General features: G+C 67.0%; 15 protein-coding genes. 4 read left to right on the forward strand and 11 right to left on the reverse strand.

What is annotated here, in order from left to right:
* Positions 1 to 33: 33 nt before the first annotated feature.
* The 6 genes from E5CHR_RS28625 to gtdA form a co-directional block, all read right to left on the reverse strand.
* Entirely contained in the window at positions 34 to 1,380 is a 1,347-nt protein-coding gene (locus tag E5CHR_RS28625; protein ID WP_162583151.1) for an FAD-dependent oxidoreductase, read from the reverse strand.
* Between the two features lie 122 nt (positions 1,381 to 1,502).
* The gene (locus E5CHR_RS28630; protein WP_162583152.1) at positions 1,503 to 2,465 is read right to left on the reverse strand and encodes a Bug family tripartite tricarboxylate transporter substrate binding protein; all 963 of its coding nucleotides are present in this window, start codon (positions 2,463 to 2,465) and stop codon (positions 1,503 to 1,505) included.
* A 149-nt stretch (positions 2,466 to 2,614) separates the two neighbouring features.
* On the reverse strand, positions 2,615 to 3,574 hold the full coding sequence (locus tag E5CHR_RS28635) for a Bug family tripartite tricarboxylate transporter substrate binding protein (protein WP_232062227.1): 960 nt from the start codon (positions 3,572 to 3,574) through the stop codon (positions 2,615 to 2,617).
* A gap of 154 nt (positions 3,575 to 3,728) precedes the next feature.
* Positions 3,729 to 4,940 carry a 3-hydroxybenzoate 6-monooxygenase gene (locus tag E5CHR_RS28640; protein WP_162583153.1) on the reverse strand — a complete coding sequence of 404 codons (1,212 nt, stop codon included), beginning with the start codon at positions 4,938 to 4,940 and terminating at the stop codon, positions 3,729 to 3,731.
* 31 nt (positions 4,941 to 4,971) lie between these two features.
* Positions 4,972 to 5,676, reverse strand: coding sequence for a fumarylacetoacetate hydrolase family protein (locus E5CHR_RS28645; RefSeq protein ID WP_162583154.1), 705 nt, complete (start codon positions 5,674 to 5,676; stop codon positions 4,972 to 4,974).
* Between the two features lie 70 nt (positions 5,677 to 5,746).
* Complete coding sequence (gtdA, locus tag E5CHR_RS28650) at positions 5,747 to 6,817, reverse strand: gentisate 1,2-dioxygenase (protein ID WP_162583155.1); 1,071 nt, start codon at positions 6,815 to 6,817, stop codon at positions 5,747 to 5,749.
* Positions 6,818 to 6,948: 131 nt separating this feature from the next.
* On the opposite strand from gtdA, the gene E5CHR_RS28655 reads away from it, so the two are divergent.
* The 4 genes from E5CHR_RS28655 to E5CHR_RS28670 all read left to right on the forward strand — a co-directional run bounded on the left by E5CHR_RS28655 (position 6,949) and on the right by E5CHR_RS28670 (position 15,989).
* Positions 6,949 to 7,863, forward strand: coding sequence for a LysR family transcriptional regulator (locus E5CHR_RS28655; protein ID WP_162583156.1), 915 nt, complete (start codon positions 6,949 to 6,951; stop codon positions 7,861 to 7,863).
* Between the two features lie 54 nt (positions 7,864 to 7,917).
* Positions 7,918 to 8,367, forward strand: coding sequence for an acyl-CoA thioesterase (locus tag E5CHR_RS28660; protein WP_162583157.1), 450 nt, complete (start codon positions 7,918 to 7,920; stop codon positions 8,365 to 8,367).
* A gap of 150 nt (positions 8,368 to 8,517) precedes the next feature.
* Positions 8,518 to 13,743 (forward strand): HAMP domain-containing protein, encoded by a 5,226-nt coding sequence (locus E5CHR_RS28665; protein WP_162583158.1) that lies wholly within the window; start codon positions 8,518 to 8,520, stop codon positions 13,741 to 13,743.
* Positions 13,728 to 15,989, forward strand: a complete 2,262-nt coding sequence (locus E5CHR_RS28670; protein ID WP_162583159.1) for a response regulator — start codon at positions 13,728 to 13,730, stop codon at positions 15,987 to 15,989. The genes E5CHR_RS28665 and E5CHR_RS28670 overlap by 16 nt, the downstream gene beginning before the upstream one ends.
* A 9-nt stretch (positions 15,990 to 15,998) precedes the next feature.
* On the opposite strand, the gene E5CHR_RS28675 is transcribed toward E5CHR_RS28670, so the two are convergent.
* From E5CHR_RS28675 to hmgA, 5 genes are all read right to left on the reverse strand, one after another.
* On the reverse strand, positions 15,999 to 16,361 hold the full coding sequence (locus tag E5CHR_RS28675; RefSeq protein ID WP_162583160.1) for a response regulator: 363 nt from the start codon (positions 16,359 to 16,361) through the stop codon (positions 15,999 to 16,001).
* Between the two features lie 47 nt (positions 16,362 to 16,408).
* Positions 16,409 to 17,563 carry a hypothetical protein gene (locus E5CHR_RS28680; protein ID WP_162583161.1) on the reverse strand — a complete coding sequence of 385 codons (1,155 nt, stop codon included), beginning with the start codon at positions 17,561 to 17,563 and terminating at the stop codon, positions 16,409 to 16,411.
* A complete protein-coding gene (locus tag E5CHR_RS28685; protein ID WP_162583162.1) occupies positions 17,560 to 18,549 on the reverse strand; it encodes a hypothetical protein in 990 nt (329 codons plus the stop codon). Before E5CHR_RS28685 ends, E5CHR_RS28680 begins: the two co-directional genes overlap by 4 nt.
* A 459-nt stretch (positions 18,550 to 19,008) precedes the next feature.
* Complete coding sequence (fahA, locus tag E5CHR_RS28690) at positions 19,009 to 20,289, reverse strand: fumarylacetoacetase (protein ID WP_162583163.1); 1,281 nt, start codon at positions 20,287 to 20,289, stop codon at positions 19,009 to 19,011.
* On the reverse strand, positions 20,286 to 21,605 hold the full coding sequence (gene hmgA / locus E5CHR_RS28695; protein ID WP_162583164.1) for a homogentisate 1,2-dioxygenase: 1,320 nt from the start codon (positions 21,603 to 21,605) through the stop codon (positions 20,286 to 20,288). Before hmgA ends, fahA begins: the two co-directional genes overlap by 4 nt.
* Between the last annotated feature and the right edge of the window lie 11 nt (positions 21,606 to 21,616).

The following is a 21,616-nucleotide window of genomic DNA, read 5'->3' on the forward strand; positions in this document are numbered from 1 at the left end:
AAACCTCCTCGGTCGATCGGCGGCGGGGCTCGCTCAATGATCGAGATCGACGCCGTCGGACGCCAGCGTCTTCTGCAGCGCCGCCACGTCGACCCCGGTGAAGCGCGAACTGCCCAGCGAAGCCGCCGCCGTGCCCGCAGCCTGCCCCATCACGAAACAGCCGCCGCTCGCGCGCGCGGCCGACTGGCCCTCGTGCGTCATCGACGCGCAACGGCCGGCCACCAGCAGGTTGTCCACGCCGCACGGCACCAGCATGCGCCATGGCAGCTGGTTGTAGGTGCGCTGCGTGTCGCGCGGGAAGGCCCACTCGATCTTGCCCGCGGCATGCATCTCCATCGGCCAGGCGTTGATGCCGATGCTGTCGTCGAAGCGCGCCGAGGAGAGGATGTCCTCGCCCGAGAGCGCATAGAGGCCTTCGATGCGCCGCGTCTCGCGGATGCCCACCTGCGGCGCGATCTCGACGATGGCCGACTCTTCGAAGCCCGGCACTTCGGCCTTGAGAAAGCGGAAGTACTCGCCAATCTGGCGCCGGCCTTCGATCTCGCCGTCGCTGAGCTCGCGTGCGTCCACGCCGTTCATTGCATCGCCCCTGGCGTTGCGGATCTGCGTGACGTTGGCGCGCCATTCGCGCGGATCGATCTGCGGCCGAAGGATCGCGCCCTCGCGCGGGAAGCGGTAGGCGCCAGGGCTGCGCTCCAGCGCCTTCGCCATCAGCTCGTTGATGGCCTTGAACTCGCCCACCGCGGCCAGCGCGCGCGGCGCATCCACATGGCCGACGCGAAACATGGTGGAAGGGAAGAGCCCGCTGCCGTGTCCGTCGCCGACGGCGAACGGCACGCCCGCGAACGCGGCCACGTCGGCATCGCCGCTGGCATCGATGAAGGCGCTGGCGCGGATCGCGATGCGGCCGGACTTGGTCTCGACCACTAGCGCGGCGATGCGTGAGCCGTCCATCACCACCGCCGCGGCGAGCGCGTGGAACAGCAGCTCGACGCCGGCATCGAGCAGCAGCTGGTCGGCCGCGCACTTGTAGATCGAGGTGTCGTAGGAGCGCACGCGGATGCGCCCCTGCATGCCGTCCTGCGGCTTGTTGAGCCCGCCCAAGGCATCCATGCGCGCCAGCAGGTCGTCGACGACGCCGTGCACCAGCTGCGTCATTTCGCCGTCGCGCTTGCCGTAGAGACCGGCGAAGTTGGTCACCCCGCCGGCCGTCCCCATGCCGCCGAGGAAGCCGTAGCGCTCCACCAGCAGCGTGCGCGCGCCGTGGCGCGCCGCACTCACCGCCGCGGCGAGGCCGGCCGGACCGCCGCCGACCACGACCACGTCGTACTCGCCGAAGACCGGCAGTTCGCGCGCAGATTCACGAAGAGTCGAATTCATCTGATGCCTCGATGGGGTCGGCCGTTTGGGGGAACACCGCGGAACCGGCTTTGCCGGGCCGCTGGTGTTGCCCCCGGTGAGGGGGTGGGCGGCTACACGAAGTAAGCCAGCCTGGGGGAGAGCTATTGCAGCTTGATTCCTTGCGTGGAAATGATCCTGGTCATCACCGCCGCTTCTTCCTTCACACGCGTGCGCATGCCGTCGGGGGAGGTGCCCACTGCCTGCCAGCCTTGGTCGAACAGCTTTTGCCGCACCTCGGGCGACTTCATCACCACCGCCAGCTCGCGCGTGATGCGCTCCTGCGCTGCCTTGGAAAGGTTCGCCGGGCCCAGCAGCGCGGTCCAGACCTCGAGGTTGAAGTCCTTCACACCGGCATCGGCCAGCGGCGGCAGCTCGGGCACCAGCGCGCTGCGGCCGCTGGTGATCCCGATGGCCCTCACCTTGCCGGCCTTGACCTGGGGCATGGCGATGCCGGGCGGGATCAGCGCCATCTGGATCTGGTTGCCGATCAGGTCGGTCATGACCTGCGGGTTGCCCTGGTAAGGCACGTGCACCGCCTTCAGGCCCGGCACGCGGCTCTTGAGCAGCTCCATGCCGAGGTGGCCCACGGAGCCGACGCCGACCGAGCCGTAACTCCATTTGTCGCCGCCCTTGCGGCCGGCCTCGAAGAAGGCGGGGCCGGTCGGCAGGCTGTTCTGGGCCACCAGCACCAGCGGAGCGGTGGTCAGCAGCGAGAGGTAGGTGAAGTCCTTGGCCGGGTCGTAGGGCAGCTTCGGATAGAGCATCTTCGACGAGGTCAGGTTGCCGTTGATCACGACCCCCAAGGTGTGATCGTCGGTCGCCTTGGCCACCTGGTCGGCCGCGATGTTGCCCGAGGCACCCGGCTTGTTGTCGACCACGACCGGCTGACCCAGCGCCTTGGCCAGCGGCTCGGCGATGGTGCGCGCGGCGATGTCGGGCGTCGATCCGCCCGGGAAGCCGACGACCAAGCGGATCGGTTTGGTGGGCCAGGCAGCGGTCTGCGCGGCGGCGACCAGCGGCAGCACGCAGGCGGCGATCAGGAGGGCGCGTTTTGAAGCTTGCATGTGAAGACAGTGAAATGGATGAGGAACCGTCGAGGATACGTGCCCCACTCCGGGGATACCGCGGAACCGGCTTTGCCGGGCCGCTGGTATGGCCCCCGGTAGGGGGTGGGCGGCTACACGAAGTGAGCCAACCTGGGGGCGAGCAACAGTCATTCGAGGCTGATGTTCCCGCGCCGCACCAGCTCCCCGTAGACCTTGGACTTGGCCTCCGCCTGGCGTCGGATCTCATCGGGCGACCAGGCCAGGGGCTCGAAGGCGAAGGTGTCGAAGCGGGCGCGGATCTCGGGGTCGGCGATGGCCTTGGCGACGTCGGCGTTGATCTTCGCCTGGATCGCCGGCGACACGCCCTTGGGCGCGAGCAGAGAGACGAAGGAAGTGACCTCCAGGCTGGCCGGGCCGCCGGCCTCGGCCATCGTGGGCACGTCCGGCATCTGCGGGACGCGCTTGGGCGTGGCGACCGCGATGTAGCGCAGCTTGCCGGCCTTGTAGACGCCCTGGCTCGAAGGGATGCTGGCGAAGGCCCACGGCACCTCGCCCGAGCCCACGTTGGTGTAGAGCTGCGACACCTCGCGGTAGGGCACGTGCTGCATCTGTACCCCGGTCAGCGCCTCCAGCTGCTGCGCGCCCAGGTGCCCCGGGCTGCCAACGCCCCACGAGCCATAGCTCAGCGGGGCGGCCTTGGCGGCGGCGATCAGGTCGCTCATGTTCTTCCACTTCGAGTCGGTGGGCACCGCGACGAAGAAGGGCGTGCGGAACAGCGAGGCCACCGGATCGAAGTGCTGCAGCGTCACGAAGTTGCGCGACTTGTACAGGTGCGGCAGCGCCGCGACGTGTTCGCTGTCGAGCTGCAGCAGGGTGTAGCCGTCAGGGGCGGCGCGCCGGGCCTGCTCGATGGCGATGAAGCCGCCGCCGCCCGGCTTGTTGTCCACCACCACGCGCTGGTTCCAAATGCGGCCGAGCTTGTCGGCCACCAGGCGCAGCACCGCGTCGGGCCCGCTGCCAGCCGCGAAAGGCGTGACCAGCGTGACGGGCTTGCTCGGGTAGTCGGCGGGCTGCGCGAGTGCAGCCGTCGTGACCAGGGCCGCAGCCAGCGAAAGGATGGTTTTCATGACGATTTCGTCTCCTGTTGAACAAAGCTGCATCACCGGCCGGCGAAGCCTGGCCCGTTCGGGGAACACCGCGGAACCGGCTTTGCAGGGCCGCTGGTGTTGCCCCCGGTGAGGGGGTGGGCGGCTACACGAAGTGAGCCACCCTGGGGGTGAGTCACGGCTCCAGACACTGCGCGGGATCCCATGCATAAAGCCATTCGACCGCATCGTAGAAGCGTTCGGGCGTGCGGCCCACCCAGAGGCTGTTGCGCACCAGCCGCTCCACGCCCTTGGCATGGTAGAGGCGGCCCATCTCGCGCACCGACAGCACGACACGCGCGGTGCGCGCCACGCGTGCCGACGAATAGAGCCGGAACGCCGCGGGCAGGTCGAAGTCGCAGGCCTCGACCGCGGCGCCCAGTGTCACCGCGTCCTCGAGCGCCATGCACGCGCCCTGTGCGAGGTACTGCATCATCGGATGCGCCGCGTCGCCCAGCAAAGTGGCTGGGCCCTGGCTCCAGTTCGCGACCGGGTCGCGGTCGGCGGTGCTCCATCGGCGCCAGGAGGTCGGCCGGTCCAGGAGTTGCCGCGGGCGCGCATGCACGCCTTCGAAATACGAGAGCACCTCCTCCTTGCTGCCGTCGGTCACGCCCCATTCCTCGTCATCGCGGCTATGGAAGGTCACCACCAGGTTGTACTGCTCGCCATGGCGCAGCGGATAGTGGACCAGGTGGCAGTCGGGGCCGGCCCAGACCACGGGCGCGTTCCAGCGCAGGTCCTCGGGCATGTCGGCCGCCGGCACCACCGCGCGGTAGACCACGTGGCCCGAGACGCGCGGCGCATCGCCGATCAGCTTGCTGCGCACCACCGACTTGACCCCGTCGCACCCGACGATGGCGTCGGCCTGGAAGCGCCGGCCGTCGCGGGTGACGGCCACGACGTCGTGCTCGCGGCGCTCGCCGATGTCGATCGTCTCGACCTGTGCCGAGGTGTGGAAGCGGATCAGCGGGTGCTGCTTCACCGCCTCGTGGATGGCGCCATGCAGGTCGGCGCGGTGGCTCACCGCATAGGGGTTGCCGAAGCGGGAGCGAAAGGCCTCGCCCACCGGGACGGAGGCGATTTCGCTGCAGTCGACCGCATCCATCATGACGAGCCGGTCGGTGAACACCGAGCCGCGCCGCACCGCTTCTCCGACGCCCAGCGCGTCGAGCGCGGCAAAGGCGTTGGGGCCGAGCTGAAGCCCGGCGCCGATCTCGCCGATGGCGGCGCTCTGCTCCAGCAGCTCGACGGTCAAGCCCAGGCGCGCCAGCGCCAGCGCCGCCGCCATGCCGCCGATGCCGCCGCCGACCAGCAGCACGGAGGGCTTCTCTTGTCGTGGGGTGCTCATGGTTTTCGTCTCCGGAGGTGGAATCGCGAACTCAATCCACGCGCACGGCAATGGGCTCGAGGCCGTCGATGCGCACGTTCATCGTCTGGCCGCGCTGCACCGGGCCCACACCTTCCGGCGTGCCGGTGAAGATCAGGTCGCCCGGCTGCAGGGCGAACAGGGTGGAGAGATTGGCGATCACCTCGTTGACCGACCAGGTCAGGTTGCGGATGTCGCTCTTCTGGCGCGTCTCGCCGTTCACCTCCAGGGTGATCGCGCCGCTGTCGATCTCGCCCGCGTCGGCGCGCGTGCGCACCGGCCCGATGGGCGCCGAGAAGTCGAAGGCCTTGCCGATCTCCCAGGGCCGGCCCTGCTCGCGCATCCTCATCTGAAGATCGCGGCGCGTCATGTCCAGGCCGACCGCGTATCCGTAGATGTGCCCGGCGGCCTCTTCCACTTTGATTTCCCGGCCACCCTGTCCGATGAGCACCACCAGCTCGGCCTCGTAATGGTAGTTGGCGGTCTGGCCCGGGTAGGGGATGCCCACCGTCTCGCCGGCCGGCACGGGCACAACAGAGGCGTCGTCATTGGGCTTGCAGAAGAAGAAGGGCGGCTCGCGGTCGGGATCGAAGCCCATCTCGCGCGCATGAGCCGCGTAGTTGCGGCCGACGCAGTAGACGCGGCGCACGGGGAACAGGCCGGACGTTCCGACGATGGGAAGGCCGACGGTGGCCGGCGGCGCAAAGACATAGGACATGGAAGCTCCCGCCGCAGGGCGGCACGTGGTTCGGAAAGAAGAAAGATGCCGCCGCGCGGACGGCGCGATGTCAGGCGTCCTGCAGGAAGGCCTCGCGCAGCACGCCCATGGCTTGCTGCACGGGACGGTCGGAGAAGCTGAACAGCACAACGTCTTCGACGGCCGAGAGGCGCAGCGGCGCCCACGAAGGCACGACGAAGGTATCGCGCGGACCGAAGTCGAAGCGCTGGCCGCCGATCTCGGCGGTGCCGCGCCCCTCGACCACGCTGTAGACCGTGCCGTCGGTGCCGCGGTGTGTCTTGCCGGCAAAGCCCTCGGGCAGCAGCTGCAGGTGGGTCCCGATGGTGGGCATCGGCGAGCCGCCGGTCAGCGGATTGACGTAGCGCAGCTTGTGCCCCAGCCAGGCATCGGGCGCCTCCTGCTTCTGCAGCTGGGCCAGTGCCTCCCGGCTGCGCGCATAGGGGTAGTTGAAGATCGGCGAGGTCGGCGCCACATGGTCGTGCCGCACCGGCACCATGTTGTGGCCGAAGCGCGCCAGGCTGTTGCCTTCGGGCCGGGCCACCTGCTGCATCTTGGCGTCGTCGTTCTCGGCGAAGCCGGCGTCGAAGAAGCGCAGCATCGGGATGTCGAGCCCGTCCAGCCACACCACCGGCTCGCTCACGCCTTCGAGGCCCTCGTTGCCGTGGTCGTGCCAGGCCCACGAAGGCGTGATGATGAAGTCGCCCGGGAACATGGTGGTGCGCTCCCCGCCCACCGTGGTGTACGCACCCTTGCCGTCGACGATGAAGCGCAGCGCCGACTGCACGTGGCGGTGCGAAGGCGCGACCTCGCCCGGCATGATCAGCTGCAGGCCGGCGTAGAGCGACTGGGTGATGGAAGAGCGGCCGGGGATCGCCGGGTTCTCCAGCACCAGCACGCGACGAACTGCTTCCTCGGCCGTGATGAGCGCGGCCGATTCCATCAGCAGCGGCCGGATCTCGTCGTAGCGCCAGAGCGAAGGCACGCAGGGCGTCTGCGGTTCGCGCGGCACCAGCGCGTGCAGCGATTCCCACAGGGGCGTGAGGTTCAGCGGACGGATGCGTTCGTAGTAGTCGCGGCGCTCGGCGGCGTCGCTGCGCGCGGCCTGGGGGGCGGTGTTCATGGGGGTGTCTCCAGGCGTCCTGCGCCTTTGCGGGCTATTGTTTGCCTGGACCACTATTTGTTCAAGCCCTGCAGGCAATAGTCCGGATCATGTTTTTCGATAATGGGACTTCACCGCGGAAGGAGAGACCCATGGCGAAGCTCGATCTCGAATGGCTCGCAGTGTTCGACGAGATCTACAAGACAGGCAGCGTCTCGAAAGCCGCCGAGCGCCTGGGCCTGGCGCAGGCCGCGGCCAGCACCATGCTCAACAAGCTGCGTGTGCACTTCGACGACCGGCTGTTCGCGCGCACCGCGCAGGGCATGCAGCCCACGCCGTATGCGCAGCGCATGCTGCCGCACGTGCGCGCGGCCCTGTCGCAGATCGAGCAGGCACGCGGCAGCCGCAGCAACTTCGACCCCGCCCGGGCCCAGCGCAACTTCCGCATCTGCATGACGGACATCAGCGAGGTGGTGCTCCTGCCCGGCCTGCTCGACCACTTGCGCCGAACGGCCCCCGGGGCGCACATCGAGACCGAGATCATCTCCACCGACAGCGGCCGGCGGCTGGCCGACGGCGAGGTGGACCTCGCGGTGGGCTTCATGCCGCAGCTGGACGCGGGCTTCTACCAGCAGACGCTCTTCATGCAGAACTTCGTCTGCCTGGCGGCGCGCAACCACCCGCGCATCGGCGAGCGGCTCACGCGCAAGCGCTTCGAGGCGGAGGCGCACGCGGTGATCTCCTCTTCCGGCACCGGGCATGCGATCGTCGACAAGACCATCGCCCGGCTGGGCGTGAAGCGCGAGGTGGTGGTGGCACTGTCCAGCTTCCTGAGCGTGGCGCGCATCGTGGCGCACACCGAGTTGATCGTGATCGTGCCGCGAATCCTCGGCGAGGTGCTGGCCACGCAGGAGCCGGTGAAGCTGCTGGAGCCGCCCTTCGCGCTGCCGCACTACGCGGTGAAGCAGCACTGGCACGAGCGCTTCCACGCCGATCCCGGCAACGCCTGGCTGCGGCGCACGGTGGCGCATCTCTTCGGCGCCGGCAAGGCAAAGGGGCTCGCATAATCGCCGCACTCCAGCTGCTCCTCCCCTCCTTCCTTTCTATTACCGAGACCTCGCATGACCAGCATCACCCTGCGCTTCCTCGCCGAGCCCAGCACCGTCAACTTTGGCGGCAAGGTCCATGGCGGCACCGTCATGAAATGGATCGATGAAGCGGGCTACGCCTGCGCGACCACCTGGTCCAAGCGCTACTGCGTGACGGTGTTCATTGGCAGCATCCGCTTCCACCATCCGATCATGATCGGCGACCTGGTCGAGGTCGAGGCCCGGCTGGCCTACACCGGCACCAGCAGCATGAACATCGTCGTGGAAGTGCGCAGCGGCGACATGAAGGGCGGCGAAATGCAGAAGACGGCCGAATGCCTGATCGTCTTCGTCTCGGTCGACTCGCATGGCCGGCCACTGCCGGTGAGCGCCTACACCCCCGTCGCATCGGAGGACCTGGTCCTTGCAGAGCGGGTGCGCGTTCACCTGACCGCCTCCCGCTCCGCATCCGGCCAGAGCTAGGCACGGCAGGCGCGACCGAGCGAGTCGAGCGCCCCTGTTTTGTGCGATCTGTCTGACGTGGATTCAAGACCGCCGTCGATACACTGCCCGTTACAACTGCGGCTGAAGCCCCCTGTTTGACGCCCCTTCATGTGGGCGGAGGAAAAAGAAATGAACGTGCTGGACAAGTCGATCGCGACAGGGTCGCTCGAGGAAATGGCCATCCTGCTCGACGCGCTGACCCGCTTTCGCAAAGGGGATGCCGAGATCCGCCTGCCGCAGCACTGGACGGGCCTGTCCGGCAAGGTGGCCGATGTCTTCAACGACGTGGTCGAACAGAATGCGATGCTGGCGGCCGAACTCGTACGGTTGCGCCAGGTGGTCGGCAAGGAGGGCCAGCTCAAGCAGCGCGCTGCCATGTTCGAGACCCGCGGCTTCTGGGGCGAATCGATCGAGTGCGTCAATGCCCTGATCGACGACCTGGTCCATCCCACCACCGAGGTCGCGCGCGTGATCGGCGCGGTGGCCCAGGGCGACCTGTCCAAGAGCATGGCGCTGGAGGTCGACGGCCGGCCCCTGGAGGGTGAGTTCCTGCGCACCGCCAAGACCATCAACAAGATGGTGGAGCAGCTCGGCAACTTCTCGGCCGAGGTGACACGGGTGGCGCGCGAGGTGGGTACCGAGGGCAAGCTCGGCGGCCAGGCCAAGGTCAAGGGCGTGGCCGGCACCTGGAAGGACCTGACCGACTCCGTCAACTCGATGGCCGGCAACCTGACCGACCAGGTGCGCAACATCGCGGACGTGACCACCGCCGTGGCCAAGGGCGACCTGTCCAAGAAGATCGACGTGGACGTGAAGGGCGAGTTCCTCACGCTCCGGAACACGATCAATACCATGGTCGATCAGCTGCGCTCGTTCGCGTCCGAAGTGACCCGGGTGGCGCGCGAGGTGGGCACCGAGGGGTCGCTCGGTGGCCAGGCGCGGGTCGAGGGCGTTTCGGGAACCTGGAAGGACCTGACGGATTCGGTCAACTCGATGGCCGGCAACCTGACTTCGCAGGTGCGCAACATCGCCGACGTGACCAAGGCGGTCGCCGCCGGCGATCTCTCCAAGAAGATCACGGTGGACGTGAAGGGCGAAATCCTGGAGCTGAAGAACACCGTCAACACCATGGTCGACCAGCTCAATTCCTTCGCCGCCGAGGTGACGCGGGTGGCGCGCGAGGTGGGCACCGAAGGCAAGCTGGGCGGCCAGGCCGACGTGCAGGGCGTCGCCGGCACCTGGAAGGACCTCACCGAATCCGTCAATTTCATGGCCGGCAACCTGACCTCGCAGGTGCGCAACATTGCCGACGTGACCAAGGCCGTGGCTGCCGGCGACCTGTCCAAGAAGATCACGGTGGACGTGAAAGGCGAGATCTCCGAGCTGAAGAACACCATCAACACCATGGTGGACCAGCTCAACTCCTTCGCCGCCGAGGTGACGCGGGTGGCGCGCGAGGTGGGCACCGAAGGCAAGCTCGGCGGGCAGGCCGACGTGCAGGGCGTGGCCGGCACGTGGAAGGACCTCACCGAGTCGGTCAACTCGATGGCCGGCAACCTGACGGACCAGGTGCGCAACATCGCCGACGTGACCACCGCCGTGGCCAAGGGCGATCTTTCCAAGAAGATCACGGTGGCCGTGAAGGGAGAGATCCTGGAGCTGAAGAACACCGTCAACACCATGGTGGACCAGCTCAACTCCTTCGCCGCCGAAGTGACGCGGGTGGCGCGCGAGGTGGGCACCGAAGGCAAGCTGGGCGGGCAGGCCGACGTGCAGGGCGTGGCCGGCACGTGGAAGGACCTCACCGACTCGGTGAACTCGATGGCCTCGAACCTGACTTCGCAGGTGCGCAACATCGCCGACGTGACCAAGGCCGTGGCCGCAGGCGATCTCTCCAAGAAGATCACGGTGGACGTGAAGGGCGAGATCCTCGAGCTCAAGGCCACCATCAACACCATGGTGGACCAGCTGTCCTCCTTCGCCGCCGAGGTGACGCGGGTGGCGCGCGAGGTCGGCACCGAAGGCCGGCTGGGCGGGCAGGCTCAGGTGCGCGACGTGTCCGGCACCTGGAAGGACCTCACGGACAACGTCAACTTCATGGCCGGCAACCTGACCGGACAGGTGCGCGGCATCGCCAAGGTGGTGACAGCTGTGGCCAATGGCGACCTCCAGCAGAAGCTGATGGTCGAAGCCAAGGGCGAGATCGCCGCGTTGGCCGAGACCATCAACAGCATGACCGACACGCTGGCCACCTTCGCCGACCAGGTCACGACGGTGGCGCGTGAGGTGGGCGTCGAAGGCAAGCTCGGTGGCCAGGCCAAGGTGCCCGGCGCGGCCGGCACCTGGAAGGGCCTGACCGAGAACGTCAACCAGCTGGCTGCCAACCTGACGACCCAGGTGCGCGCCATCGCCGAGGTGGCGACTGCCGTGACCCAGGGCGACCTGACGCGCTCCATCACGGTGGAGGCGCGCGGCGAGGTCGCGGCCCTGAAGGACACGATCAACGAGATGATCCGCAACCTGAAGGACACCACCCAGAAGAACACCGAGCAGGACTGGCTCAAGACCAACCTGGCCAAGTTCAGCCGCATGCTGCAGGGCCAGAAGGACCTGCTCACGGTCGGGCAGCTGATCCTCTCCGAGCTCGCGCCCGTGGTGGGCGCACAGCAGGCCGAGTTCTACATGCTGACCAGCAACACGGCCACGCCGCGGCTGAAGCTCTTCGCCAGCTATGCCTCGGGCGGGCAGGCGGTGCACGGCAAGGAAATCGACCTGGGCCAGGGCCTGGTGGGCCAGTGCGCGGTCGAGAAGACCAAGATCCTGTTGACCAACGTGCCGAGCACGGCGTTCCGCATCGCGACCGGCCTGTCCGAAGGCGCGGCCATGGACGTGATCGTGCTGCCGGTGATCTTCGAGGGCGAAGTCCGCGGCGTGCTGGAGCTGGCCTCGCTGGAGCGCTTCAATCCCTCGCACCAGGCCTTCCTGGACCAGCTGACCGAGTCGATCGGCATCGTGATCAACACCATCTCGGCCAACATGCGCACCGAAGACCTGCTCACGCAGTCGCAGTCGCTGGCCGAGGAGCTGCAAAGCCGCCAGCAGGAGCTGCAGCAGACCAACGAGGAGCTGCAGGAAAAGGCGCGGCTGCTGGTGCACCAGAACCAGGAGGTCGAGCGCAAGAACCAGGAGGTGGAGCAGGCCCGCCAGGCGCTGGAGGAAAAGGCCGAGCAGCTCGCGCTCACCTCCAAGTACAAGTCCGAATTCCTGGCCAACATGTCGCATGAGCTGCGCACGCCGCTCAACAGCCTGCTGATCCTGTCGGACCAGCTGTGCAAGAACAGCGAAGGCAACCTGACGGCCCGGCAGGTGGAGTTCGCCAAGACCATCCACCTCTCGGGCAACGACCTGTTGATGCTGATCAACGACATCCTCGACCTGTCGAAGATCGAATCGGGCACGGTGGCGGTGGAGCTCAGCGAACTCAGGCTGGACGATCTGCAGCGCTCGGTGGAGCGCAGCTTCCGCCACGTGGCCGAGGCCAAGCACGTGGACTTCGACATCCGTTCCGCGGGGCCGCTGCCCGAGACCATCGTGACGGACGTCAAGCGGCTGCAGCAGATCATCAAGAACCTGCTGTCGAACGCCTTCAAGTTCACGCACCAGGGCTCGGTGGCGATGACGGTGTCGATGGTCGACAGCGGCTGGTCGGCCGACAACGAGAGCCTCAACCGAGCCGGCCGGGTCATGGCCTTCTCGGTGGCTGACACCGGCATCGGAATTTCGGCGGACAAGCAGCAGATCGTGTTCGAGGCCTTCCAGCAGGCGGACGGCTCGACCTCCCGCAAGTACGGCGGCACCGGTCTGGGCCTGGCAATCAGCCGCGAGCTGGCACGCCTGCTGGGCGGCGAGATCCGGCTGGCGAGTGCGCCGGCGCAGGGCAGCACCTTCACGCTGTACCTGCCGCAAAGCTACAGCTCGCCGCGCGGCACCCGGCTCGGCCGGTCCGCCGCGGCGGGGCATGACCGGCCCGCCGAGTCGCGAAGCGAAGCGCGCAAGCCGGCTCGCCGCGCGCTCTCCGCCGACGAGCCGGCCCTGACGCCGCATGTCGAGCAGGAAGCCACGGGCGAGATGCTGTCCTCGCTCAACATTGCCGAAGACGATCGCGACAACATCCTGCCGGGCGAGAAGGTGCTGCTGGTCGTGGAGAACGACCTCGCCTTCGCCAGGATGCTGCTGCAGGCGGCACGGCGCGCTGGCTACAAGGGCCTGGTGAGCCCGAGCGGCGCGGGCGCGCTGGCGCTTGCGCGCGACCACCGGCCGATGCTCATCACGCTCGACATCTACCTGCCCGACATGGAGGGCTGGCGCATCCTGGAACGCCTCAAGGCAGACCTGGCGACCCGGCACATCCCGATCTGCGTGGTGTCGACCGACGACTCGCGCGAACGCGCGATGGAATCCGGCGCCGTCGGCTTCCTCGCCAAGCCGCTGCAGTCGATCGACGAGGTGGACGCAGCGCTGGCACAGTTGAACCGCTTCGTCGAGACCTCGAGGCGCAAGCTTCTGATCGCGATGCAGCCGAGCGCCTTGCGCGACAGCTATGTGGCCGCCCTGCCCCGCGCCGACATCGATGTCGTGATCGCAGAAAGTGCCGATGCGGTGCGGCGTTCGCTCGGGCTCGGCGACATCGACGCCTTCGCGACGGACGGCAGCCTGGACGGCCTCGGCCGCACGGACGTGGCCGAGTTCGTCGAAAGCCGCCCCGCGGCCCTCCGGCAGTTGCCGGTGCTCCTCTACAGCGCGCCGCCCGGCGGTCCCGTGCCAGGTTGGGAGCATGGTCCAGCGGGCGCCGTGATGCGGGTCGCGGAGTCCCTCGAAGCGCTGATCGACGCCACCGCCTTCAGCCTGCATCGCGGCATGGCCCGGATGTCGGAGCGCGAGCGCCGCGCGGTGGAGGCGACGCACCAGGCCTCTGGTTCCCTGGCGGGCCGGAAGGTACTGATCGTCGACGACGACATGCGCAACATCTTCGCGCTGGCGGCCGTGCTGGACGCCCAGGGCATGGCCGTCGTGTCGGCGGAGAACGGCCGTGACGCCATCCGCCTGGTGAAGCAGGACCCTTCCATCGACATCGTGCTGATGGACATCATGATGCCGGAGATGGATGGCATGCAGACCATGCGCGAGCTCCGCAAGTTGCCCCGCGGCAAGCAGCTGCCGCTGGTGGCCGTCACGGCCAAGGCCATGAAGGGCGACCGCGAGAAGTGCATCGAGGCGGGCGCCTGGGACTACCTCTCGAAGCCAGTCGACACGGCCTACCTGCTGATGGTCCTGAGGGGATGGCTGTGCAAATAGAAGACGGCTTCATGCCGCCGCCCGAGGACGCGGACTCCGGCCCCATGGCCGGCGAGGAGAAAGCCGACATCCTCGTGGTGGACGACCTGCCCGAGAAGCTGCTGGTGTTCCGCACGGTGCTCGAGGAGCTGGGCCAGAACCTGGTCCTGGTGCGCTCGGGCGCCGACGCCCTGCGCGAGATCCTGCAGCGCGACTTCGCGGTGATCCTGCTGGACGTCAACATGCCGGGCATCGATGGCTTCGAGACCGCGACGCTGATCCGCCAGCACCGCCGCTGCGCGCACACCCCGATCATCTTCATCACCTCCTACGCCGACGAGATGCAGACCGCGCGCGGCTACTCTCTGGGCGCGGTGGACTACATCCTGTCGCCGGTGGTGCCGGAGATCCTGCGCAGCAAAGTCTCGGTTTTCGTCGCGCTCCACCAAATGCGGCGACAAGTCCGGCGCCAGGCCGATGCGCGCGCGGCCGTGATGGCGGCGCAGGCGGCGCGTCGCGTCGCCGAAGAGAACGACCGGCGCTCGGCCTTCCTGGCCCATGCAAGCCGGGTGCTCAGCGGCTCGCTGCAAATCAGCGTCGCGATGCGCGAGCTGGCGGAGCTGCTGGTGCCTGAGCTGGCATCGCTGGCCGTCGTGCTCCTGGCCGACCCGGACCTCGGAACCGGGGAGATGGTGGCAGCGGCCCAGTCCCCCGGTGCGAAGTTGCAGTTGTCGACCGGACTCGGCTCGCGGCTCGACGAGCGCGTGCACACCGCGCTGAGCGGCGCAGTGGGCGAGCGCCGGGCCACCCGCCTCGACGAGGCGGCGCTGGCGACGCTCACGCCCGCTGCCCTCGGCTTGACGAAGGCAGGCGATGCCTTCCCGCCGTTGCGCTCGGCGCAGGCCGTGCCGCTGATCTTCGGCGAGCGCATGCTGGGCGTGGTCCTGGTCGCACGCAGCGACACGGGCGAGCGCGGCGCCCCTGAGGCCGCGCTGCTCGAGGAACTGGCCGCGCGGGCCGCCACCGCCTTCGAGAATGCACGCCTCTACCTCGTGCTCCAGCGCGAGATGCTGGAGCGGCAGGCCGCACAGGAGGAGCTCCAGCGCACCAACAAGCGCAAGGACGAGTTCCTCGCGATGATGTCGCACGAGCTGCGCAACCCGCTGGCGCCCATCCACACGGCGGTGCAGGTGATCCGTCGCGTCGCCGCGCCGCACCCGAAGGTGGCCTGGGCGCTGGACATCGCCGAGCGGCAGCTCAAGCAGTTGACACGGCTGATCGAGGAACTGCTGGACGTGGCGCGGATCAGCCAGGGCAAGATCGTGCTGAAGCACGAAACCCTGGAGCTGAGCACCGTCATCACCCAGAGCGTCGAGACGGTGCAGCCCTTCGTCGACGGCCGCCGCCAGGCCTTGGCAGTGGTGGTGCCCCAGCAGCCGGCATGGCTGCTGGGCGACATGGCCCGACTCACGCAGGTGATCGCCAACCTGCTGCACAACGCGGCCAAATACAGCCCCGAGGGCACCGGCATCGACATGGTTTGCTGGCTCGAGGAGGACGAGGTCGTCCTCTCGGTGCGCGACCAGGGCATCGGCATCGACCCCGAGCTGCTCCCCCGCATCTTCGAGCTCTTCGAGCAGGGGGAACGCGGCCTCGACCGGGCGCAGGGCGGCCTGGGCGTCGGGCTGACGCTGGCGCGGCGGCTGACCGAAATGCACGGCGGCCGGATCGAGGCCTTCAGCGAAGGCCGGGACCGCGGCTCCGAGTTCAGGCTGCGGCTGCCACGTGTCGGCGCAGTGCAGCCTGCCGACCCGGCCGCGCCCCTGCCCGCGGCGGCAGCGTCGCGCAGCGAGGGCCTGCACATCCTGGTCGTCGACGACAACCACGACGCAGCGACCGGGATTGCCGCGATGCTCGAACTGGAAGGCCATGTGGTCCGCACAGCCCACGACGGCGAGGAGGCGCTGCGCGCCGCCGCGATGCACGGCCCCGTCGTGGTGGTGCTGGACATCGGTTTGCCGCTGCTCGACGGCTACGAGGTCGCACGACGGATGCGCGCCATGCCCGAACTGGCCAGCGCCCTGCTGATCGCGGTGACAGGCTATGGCCAGAGCGAGGATCGCGCGGCCGCCATCGGCGCGGGCTTCGACCACCACTTCGTCAAGCCGGCCGATCCCGAAGCCTTGCTGGAGTGCATCAAGGCGTGGTCAGGACAGCGCTATCAGGGTGAGGCCGGGAAGCGGCGGGCCTCCGCGGCAGCGTCGTAGCGCCCGGCGCTACCGGGCGGCGGGCTGCACGAGGATGCGGTCGAGTGCCTCGAAGTCGATGGGCTTTTGCAGGTGGTGGTCGAACAAGCCCGGCGCGGCGGCATCGCCGGAGTCTTCCTTGCCGTAGCCGGAAACGGCCACCAGCAACAGTGGCTTGCCGCCCTGGTCGGCGCGCATGCGACGCGCCAACTCTGCGCCCGAGAAATCCGGCAGGACCAGGTCGACCAGGGCCGCATCGAAGTCGGTGGCGGCTGCCGCGTCCATCGCGTCTTTCGCGCAGTAGCTGCAATGCACCTCGTGATCCTGCAGGGTCAGCAGCTCGCGCAGCAGATCGGCAGCGGCCTTGTTGTCGTCGACGATCAGCACATTCACGGCAAGGGTCCCCTCAAATTTTAGGCGCCCCAGTATCGGCAGGCGCACTACGAAATTGCGTAGGAAAAGGCGCCGTTCGACTGCGCCTGGATGCCTTCGGGTTTTCCGCGCGGCGAACGCAGGAGGCGTATTTCGGATTCAAGCCGCTCCCAATCGCTCATGGATATCGAGCGTAAACGGACCGCGGACTCGACGTTTTCTTTGATCCTCTCCTTGTCCCAGTATCCGGTCCGCAAGAACTCATTCACTGCAGCTCCGAGGGTTTTCAGGGCGTGATACTTAAGATCGGCGTTGATGCCGCACACCTCGTCCACTTTGACGAATGCATCAAAGCTATGCAGCTCAACTTCGTACGCGTGGCCAAATAGCCGGAGTTCGTTCAAGGCCGGTGAGTGCTTTGATTTGGGGTCATGAAGCTCGGCGTAGGTGTTTCTGAAGGCTTCGAGCCGCTTTGGAGTCTCCGCGTCAGGGTCGTTCTTCGAGCGGTCGACGAGTTCAGTTAGACGCTGCGCCTCGCTCGGCGGGTCCATCACGGGTCGATGGGCGTTCGGCTCCGCTTCAAGACGGGGCGCAGTTGCAATGTGATTAGCCGTGCTGACCGGGCGCTCAGCGGGAGGCAAACCGCGATGGCCTTGGGTACCGGGCTGTTCAAGGTCTTTGCGGATATGTTGAAGCATTTCCGCGTGGGTCAGCTGCGAGTCGTCGTGTTGGTCGATAAAACGTAGAGCCCAGTCCAGGTCCTGGCCATTTTGCTGGGGATGCTCGGCCAGGACGGCTTTGACTCTATCGAGAATCAACGAGAGTTGCGTAAACAAAATCTCCATGCGAGCTCTGACTCTGAGTTGTTCGAACTTGCTCGCTGTCGGCGGGAGCCTTGTGTATTCAGCCTGGGCACTCTCCAGAGCCTTCTCGAGGATCTTCTCTTTCGAGCGGAGACTGGGAATATCGGTGATGCGCTCCACTCGCTCCTTGTAGTTTGCAAGCGGGGTGAACCGGACGCCGTTTCGCGCGTCCAAGATCGATTCCAAGGGATCCCGTGGCCGATAGGCACCACTCATTTCCTTCTTCCTGATGTTCATCAGGATTCCCGCATCGGACTCAGGTTCCGGCTCGCGCGGAGGAAGCCCTTCTGCCGCTACTTGAGCAGCTAGTCGATTGACCTCCTGCTGGATTCGGACACGCTGTACTTGGATGGGATTCATACATTATTCCATTCTGATGGGTGTGATAAATGATTGGAGGGCATTGCTGCTGAACCAGGATGGGGCGCCAAAGTCCAAGCGGGATGGCTGGAATCCGTGTGGGAGGACTGTCTCCACATCATTGCGGACAGGGCCAGTTGTTGCATGGTTCCAGAAAGCGTCCTGTCGTCCTCGAGGTCGAGCGCTCCCAAGTGGCTTGCAAATACCAGGTTCGCCTCCTGGTCAAAATGCAATGTGATCTGCCCCTCGGCAGAGTGAAATCTGTTCAGTTCGAGCAGACGAAGCAAGACCGCTTCGGCATCCCGATGTGATACGGGCCCGTACGAGCAGCGAATTTCGAAAGTCTCCGGTCCATCTTCCTTGCCGTGCAGCAGTGCGATGGGTATGTCATGGACGTCAAACGCGAAACTCAAGGTCTGATCGTTCGTCGTCCGCAACGGGATCGCCCAATCGCACCTCTTGCGTGTCTTCTCCACCAAGGAAATGAATTTCGCGCGACAAGCGCGGAACGATTCGTCATTGAACTGCGGACGGCAAGGGCGGTATTGCGGCCCTTGCACAAAACCAGCTTCGCGCCACCCGCTGGGGAATTGCGAAGCGCTCATGAGGATTTCAACAAGTGCGCTGGGCTCCATTCCGTGAAGTGGCAGGTGGAATCCGCAGGTCGCCACTTTGTCGTCGGGGTTGAAGCCGATCGCTGCCACGCGCGTTCCATGAACGAGATGTCTGACGGGAGTCAGCAATTTCCGCATGGCCGCTTCGACATCCTCCTGAGGCAGGGGCCCGAGGGAGACTTCAACGAAGATTTCTTCTGCGCGGCCATCGGGATCATGTCCAAGGACAAAGTCGGTTCCGTGGAGTCTCAAATCCAAAACCGCAGGCTCATGGGTGTCTTGAAGCAGGATGGGTGCGTCTTCGCCCGATTCCCGAAACAGGCCCTCCACGAGCGTGGTGAACTCAAATCGCGACTGGTCATCTCTTGTCATGGAACCGTCTTTCGTACAGGGTGCAGTCTCTCTGTAACGTTTCGGTCCGGCCGGTTCCGTGCACGATAACTTGGGCCGTGTCCCCGCTTTGGCCGGCCTTGGCCGCGACATTGCCGATGGGGCTGGTCATTGACCATCTCACCTCGAGGAATTGATTCCTCAATGTTTATTTCGAGAATCGAGTAAGCAATCTCTCGGCCAGCGAAGAGTGGTTCATCATCCACGCCAGGAATCGTTTGCTGCCACGATCTTCCTGAATCGTGTAACGACGAACTTAGCCTTTGATCGCAGACCAGGCATCCCATGGAGCCATATCCACGGGCCAGCACGCGGGAAGATTTTTACCGCCGGAACCACGGCGGCGAGACCCTCGGCCAGCGGACGAGAGCAAACGCTGCGCGCGGCAGAAGGCGAAAAACCGTCTCGAGAGACGGAGAAGAACCAGGAATGCCCTTGCCTCTAGCCGCCACCCGCCGGCTCGACCGTCCCGCTGACCTCGCCCAGCCCGATGCGCACCGCGCCTTCGCGCTCGCACCAGCCGCGCAGCGTCAGCGTGTCGCCGTCTTCGAGGAAGCTGCGGCGCTCGCCGTTGGGCAGCTCGATGGGCCGTTTGCCGCCGAGGGTGAGCTCCAGCAGGGAGCCGGCCTCTTCAGGCTTCGGCCCCGAGAGCGTGCCGGAGCCCAGCAGGTCGCCCGGCTGCAGGTTGCAGCCATTCACGGTGTGGTGCGTGACCAGCTGCGCCGGCGTCCAGTAGGCGGCCTCGCGGGCGTTGCCGCGCGTGAGCCGCACAGGTGCCTCGCCGGCCTCGCGCATGCGGGCCGTCTGCAGCCAGGTTTCCAGCACGATGTCGAGCGCGCCCGCGGCAGTGTTGGCCGGCGCGTCCAGGTACGGCAGTGGCTGCGGATCGCCGGCCGGACGCTCGAAGGGCGCGCGGAAGGGGGCGAGCGCCTCCGAAGTCACGATCCAGGGCGACAGCGTCGTGGCGAAGTTCTTGGACAGGAAAGGGCCCAGCGGCTGGTACTCCCAGGCCTGGATGTCGCGTGCCGACCAGTCGTTGAGCAAGGTGACGCCGAACAGGTGCGCCTCGGCGTCGGCGATGTCGATGGCCTCGCCCAGCGCATTGCCCTGCGCGACGAAGAAGCCGAGCTCGAGCTCGTAGTCGAGCCGCTTCGACGGCCCCAAGGCCGGCGCGACGGCGTCGGGCGCCTTGGTCTGGCCCTTCGGACGCTTGAAGTGCTGGCCGCTCACCCCGATCGATGAGGCGCGGCCGTGGTAGCCGATCGGCACCCACTGGTAGTTGGGGAGCAGCGGCGCATCCGGGCGAAACAGGCTGCCCACGGTCCGGGCGTGGTGGATGCCGGTGTAGAAGTCGGTGTAGTCGCCGATGCGGCAGGGCACCGTCATTTCGACGCCCGACTGCGGCAGCAAGGCCTTGGCCCACTCGGCGGCCTCTGCGCTGCCTTCGGAAAGGCCAGCGGAAATCGCGGCGCGCAAGGCCTGGCGCTCGGCCGGGTTCCTGGCCATCAGCAGGTTCATGTCGTCGGTGTGGATGAGGCCTGTGGCCTTCAAATCGAGCACTTGGTCGCCGATGGCGATGCCGATGCGGAAGGCTTCGCCGCTGCCGGCAGGCCGGAACCGGCCATAGGGCAGGTTCTGGATCGGGAAGTCGCAACCGGCCTGGTTGGCGGAGGCGACCCAGCTGCGCAGCTGAGGGTTGTGGGTGGCGTTCAGTGGGGTCATGGCTTGAATCGGTCCTGCAGGCCGGCCCAGCAGTCGGCGTACTCGTGGTCGAGCGCCGGGCTCTGGAGGGCCCATGCGGTGGGGATGAAACGGTAGCGGCTCTCGAACATGAAGGCCAGCGTGTTGTCCAGCTTCTGCGGCTTGAGCTCGGCACCGCTGGCTTTCTCGAAAGCCTCCTCGTCCGGTCCGTGCGGCACCATCGCGTTGTGCAGGCTCGCGCCTCCTGGCTTGAAGCCGCCCGGCTTGGCGTCGTACTCGCCGTAGACCAGCCCCATGAATTCGCTCATCAGGTTGCGGTGGTACCACGGCGGACGGAAGGTGTCCTCGGCCACCAGCCAGCGCGGCGGAAAGATCACGAAGTCGCAATTGGCGGTGCCGGGCGTGTCCGAGGGCGAGGTCAGCACGGTGAAGATCGACGGGTCCGGATGGTCGAAGCTGATCGAGCCGATCGTCATGAAGTGGGCCGTGTCGTACTTCACCGGCGCGAGGTTGCCGTGCCAGGCGACCACGTTGAAGGGCGAGTGCTTCATCGGCGCGCGCCAGAGGCGGCCGCCGGATTTCTTGACGAGTTCGTAGCCACCGGTCTCACTCTCGAAGGCGGCGACAGGGGCCTGGAAGTCGCGTGCGTTGGCCAGGCCGTTGGAGCCGATGGGCCCCAGCTCGGGCAGGCGGAACTGCGCGCCGTAGTTCTCGCAGACGTAGCCGCGCGAGGGGCCGGCGCCGGCTTCCGAATCCGGCAGCGCGACCTTGAAGACCACGCCTCGCGGCAGCAAGGCGATCTCGCCGGGCTTGACGTCGAGCACGCCCATTTCGGTGGTGATGAGCAGCCGGCCCTGCTGCGGCACGACCAGCAGCTCGCCGTCGGCATTGACGAAGGCGCGGCGCTGCATCGACTTGTTCGCAAGATAGACGTGGGCGGCCACGCCTTGCTGCGCCTCGACGTCGCCATTGGCGGCCAGGGTGTGCATGCCGTCGACAAAGTCGGTTTCGGCTTCAATGAAGGGAATCGGATGCCAGCGCATGGGCTCGGGCGCCAGCGCGACGCCACGGTCGGGGCCGGTCTGCCAGGTGGGCTGCGCATAAGCCTCGTAGCGGCCCGACACCACCGAGGGCTGGCGCCGGTACATCCAGCTGCGCCGATTCTCGTGGCGCGGGGCGGTGAAGGCGGTGCCGGAGATCAGCTCGGGGTAAAGGTCGAAGGGCGCACGCTGCGGGCTGTTGCGGCCCCGCGGAAGGGCGCCGGCGACGGCCTCGCTCGCATGCTCGTTGCCAAAGCCGCTCTGGTAGCGGCGCTCGGCGGCGGAATCGTTGCTCATGGATGGGGTCC

Source organism: Variovorax sp. PBS-H4 (assembly GCF_901827205.1).
Lineage (GTDB): Bacteria > Pseudomonadota > Gammaproteobacteria > Burkholderiales > Burkholderiaceae_C > Variovorax.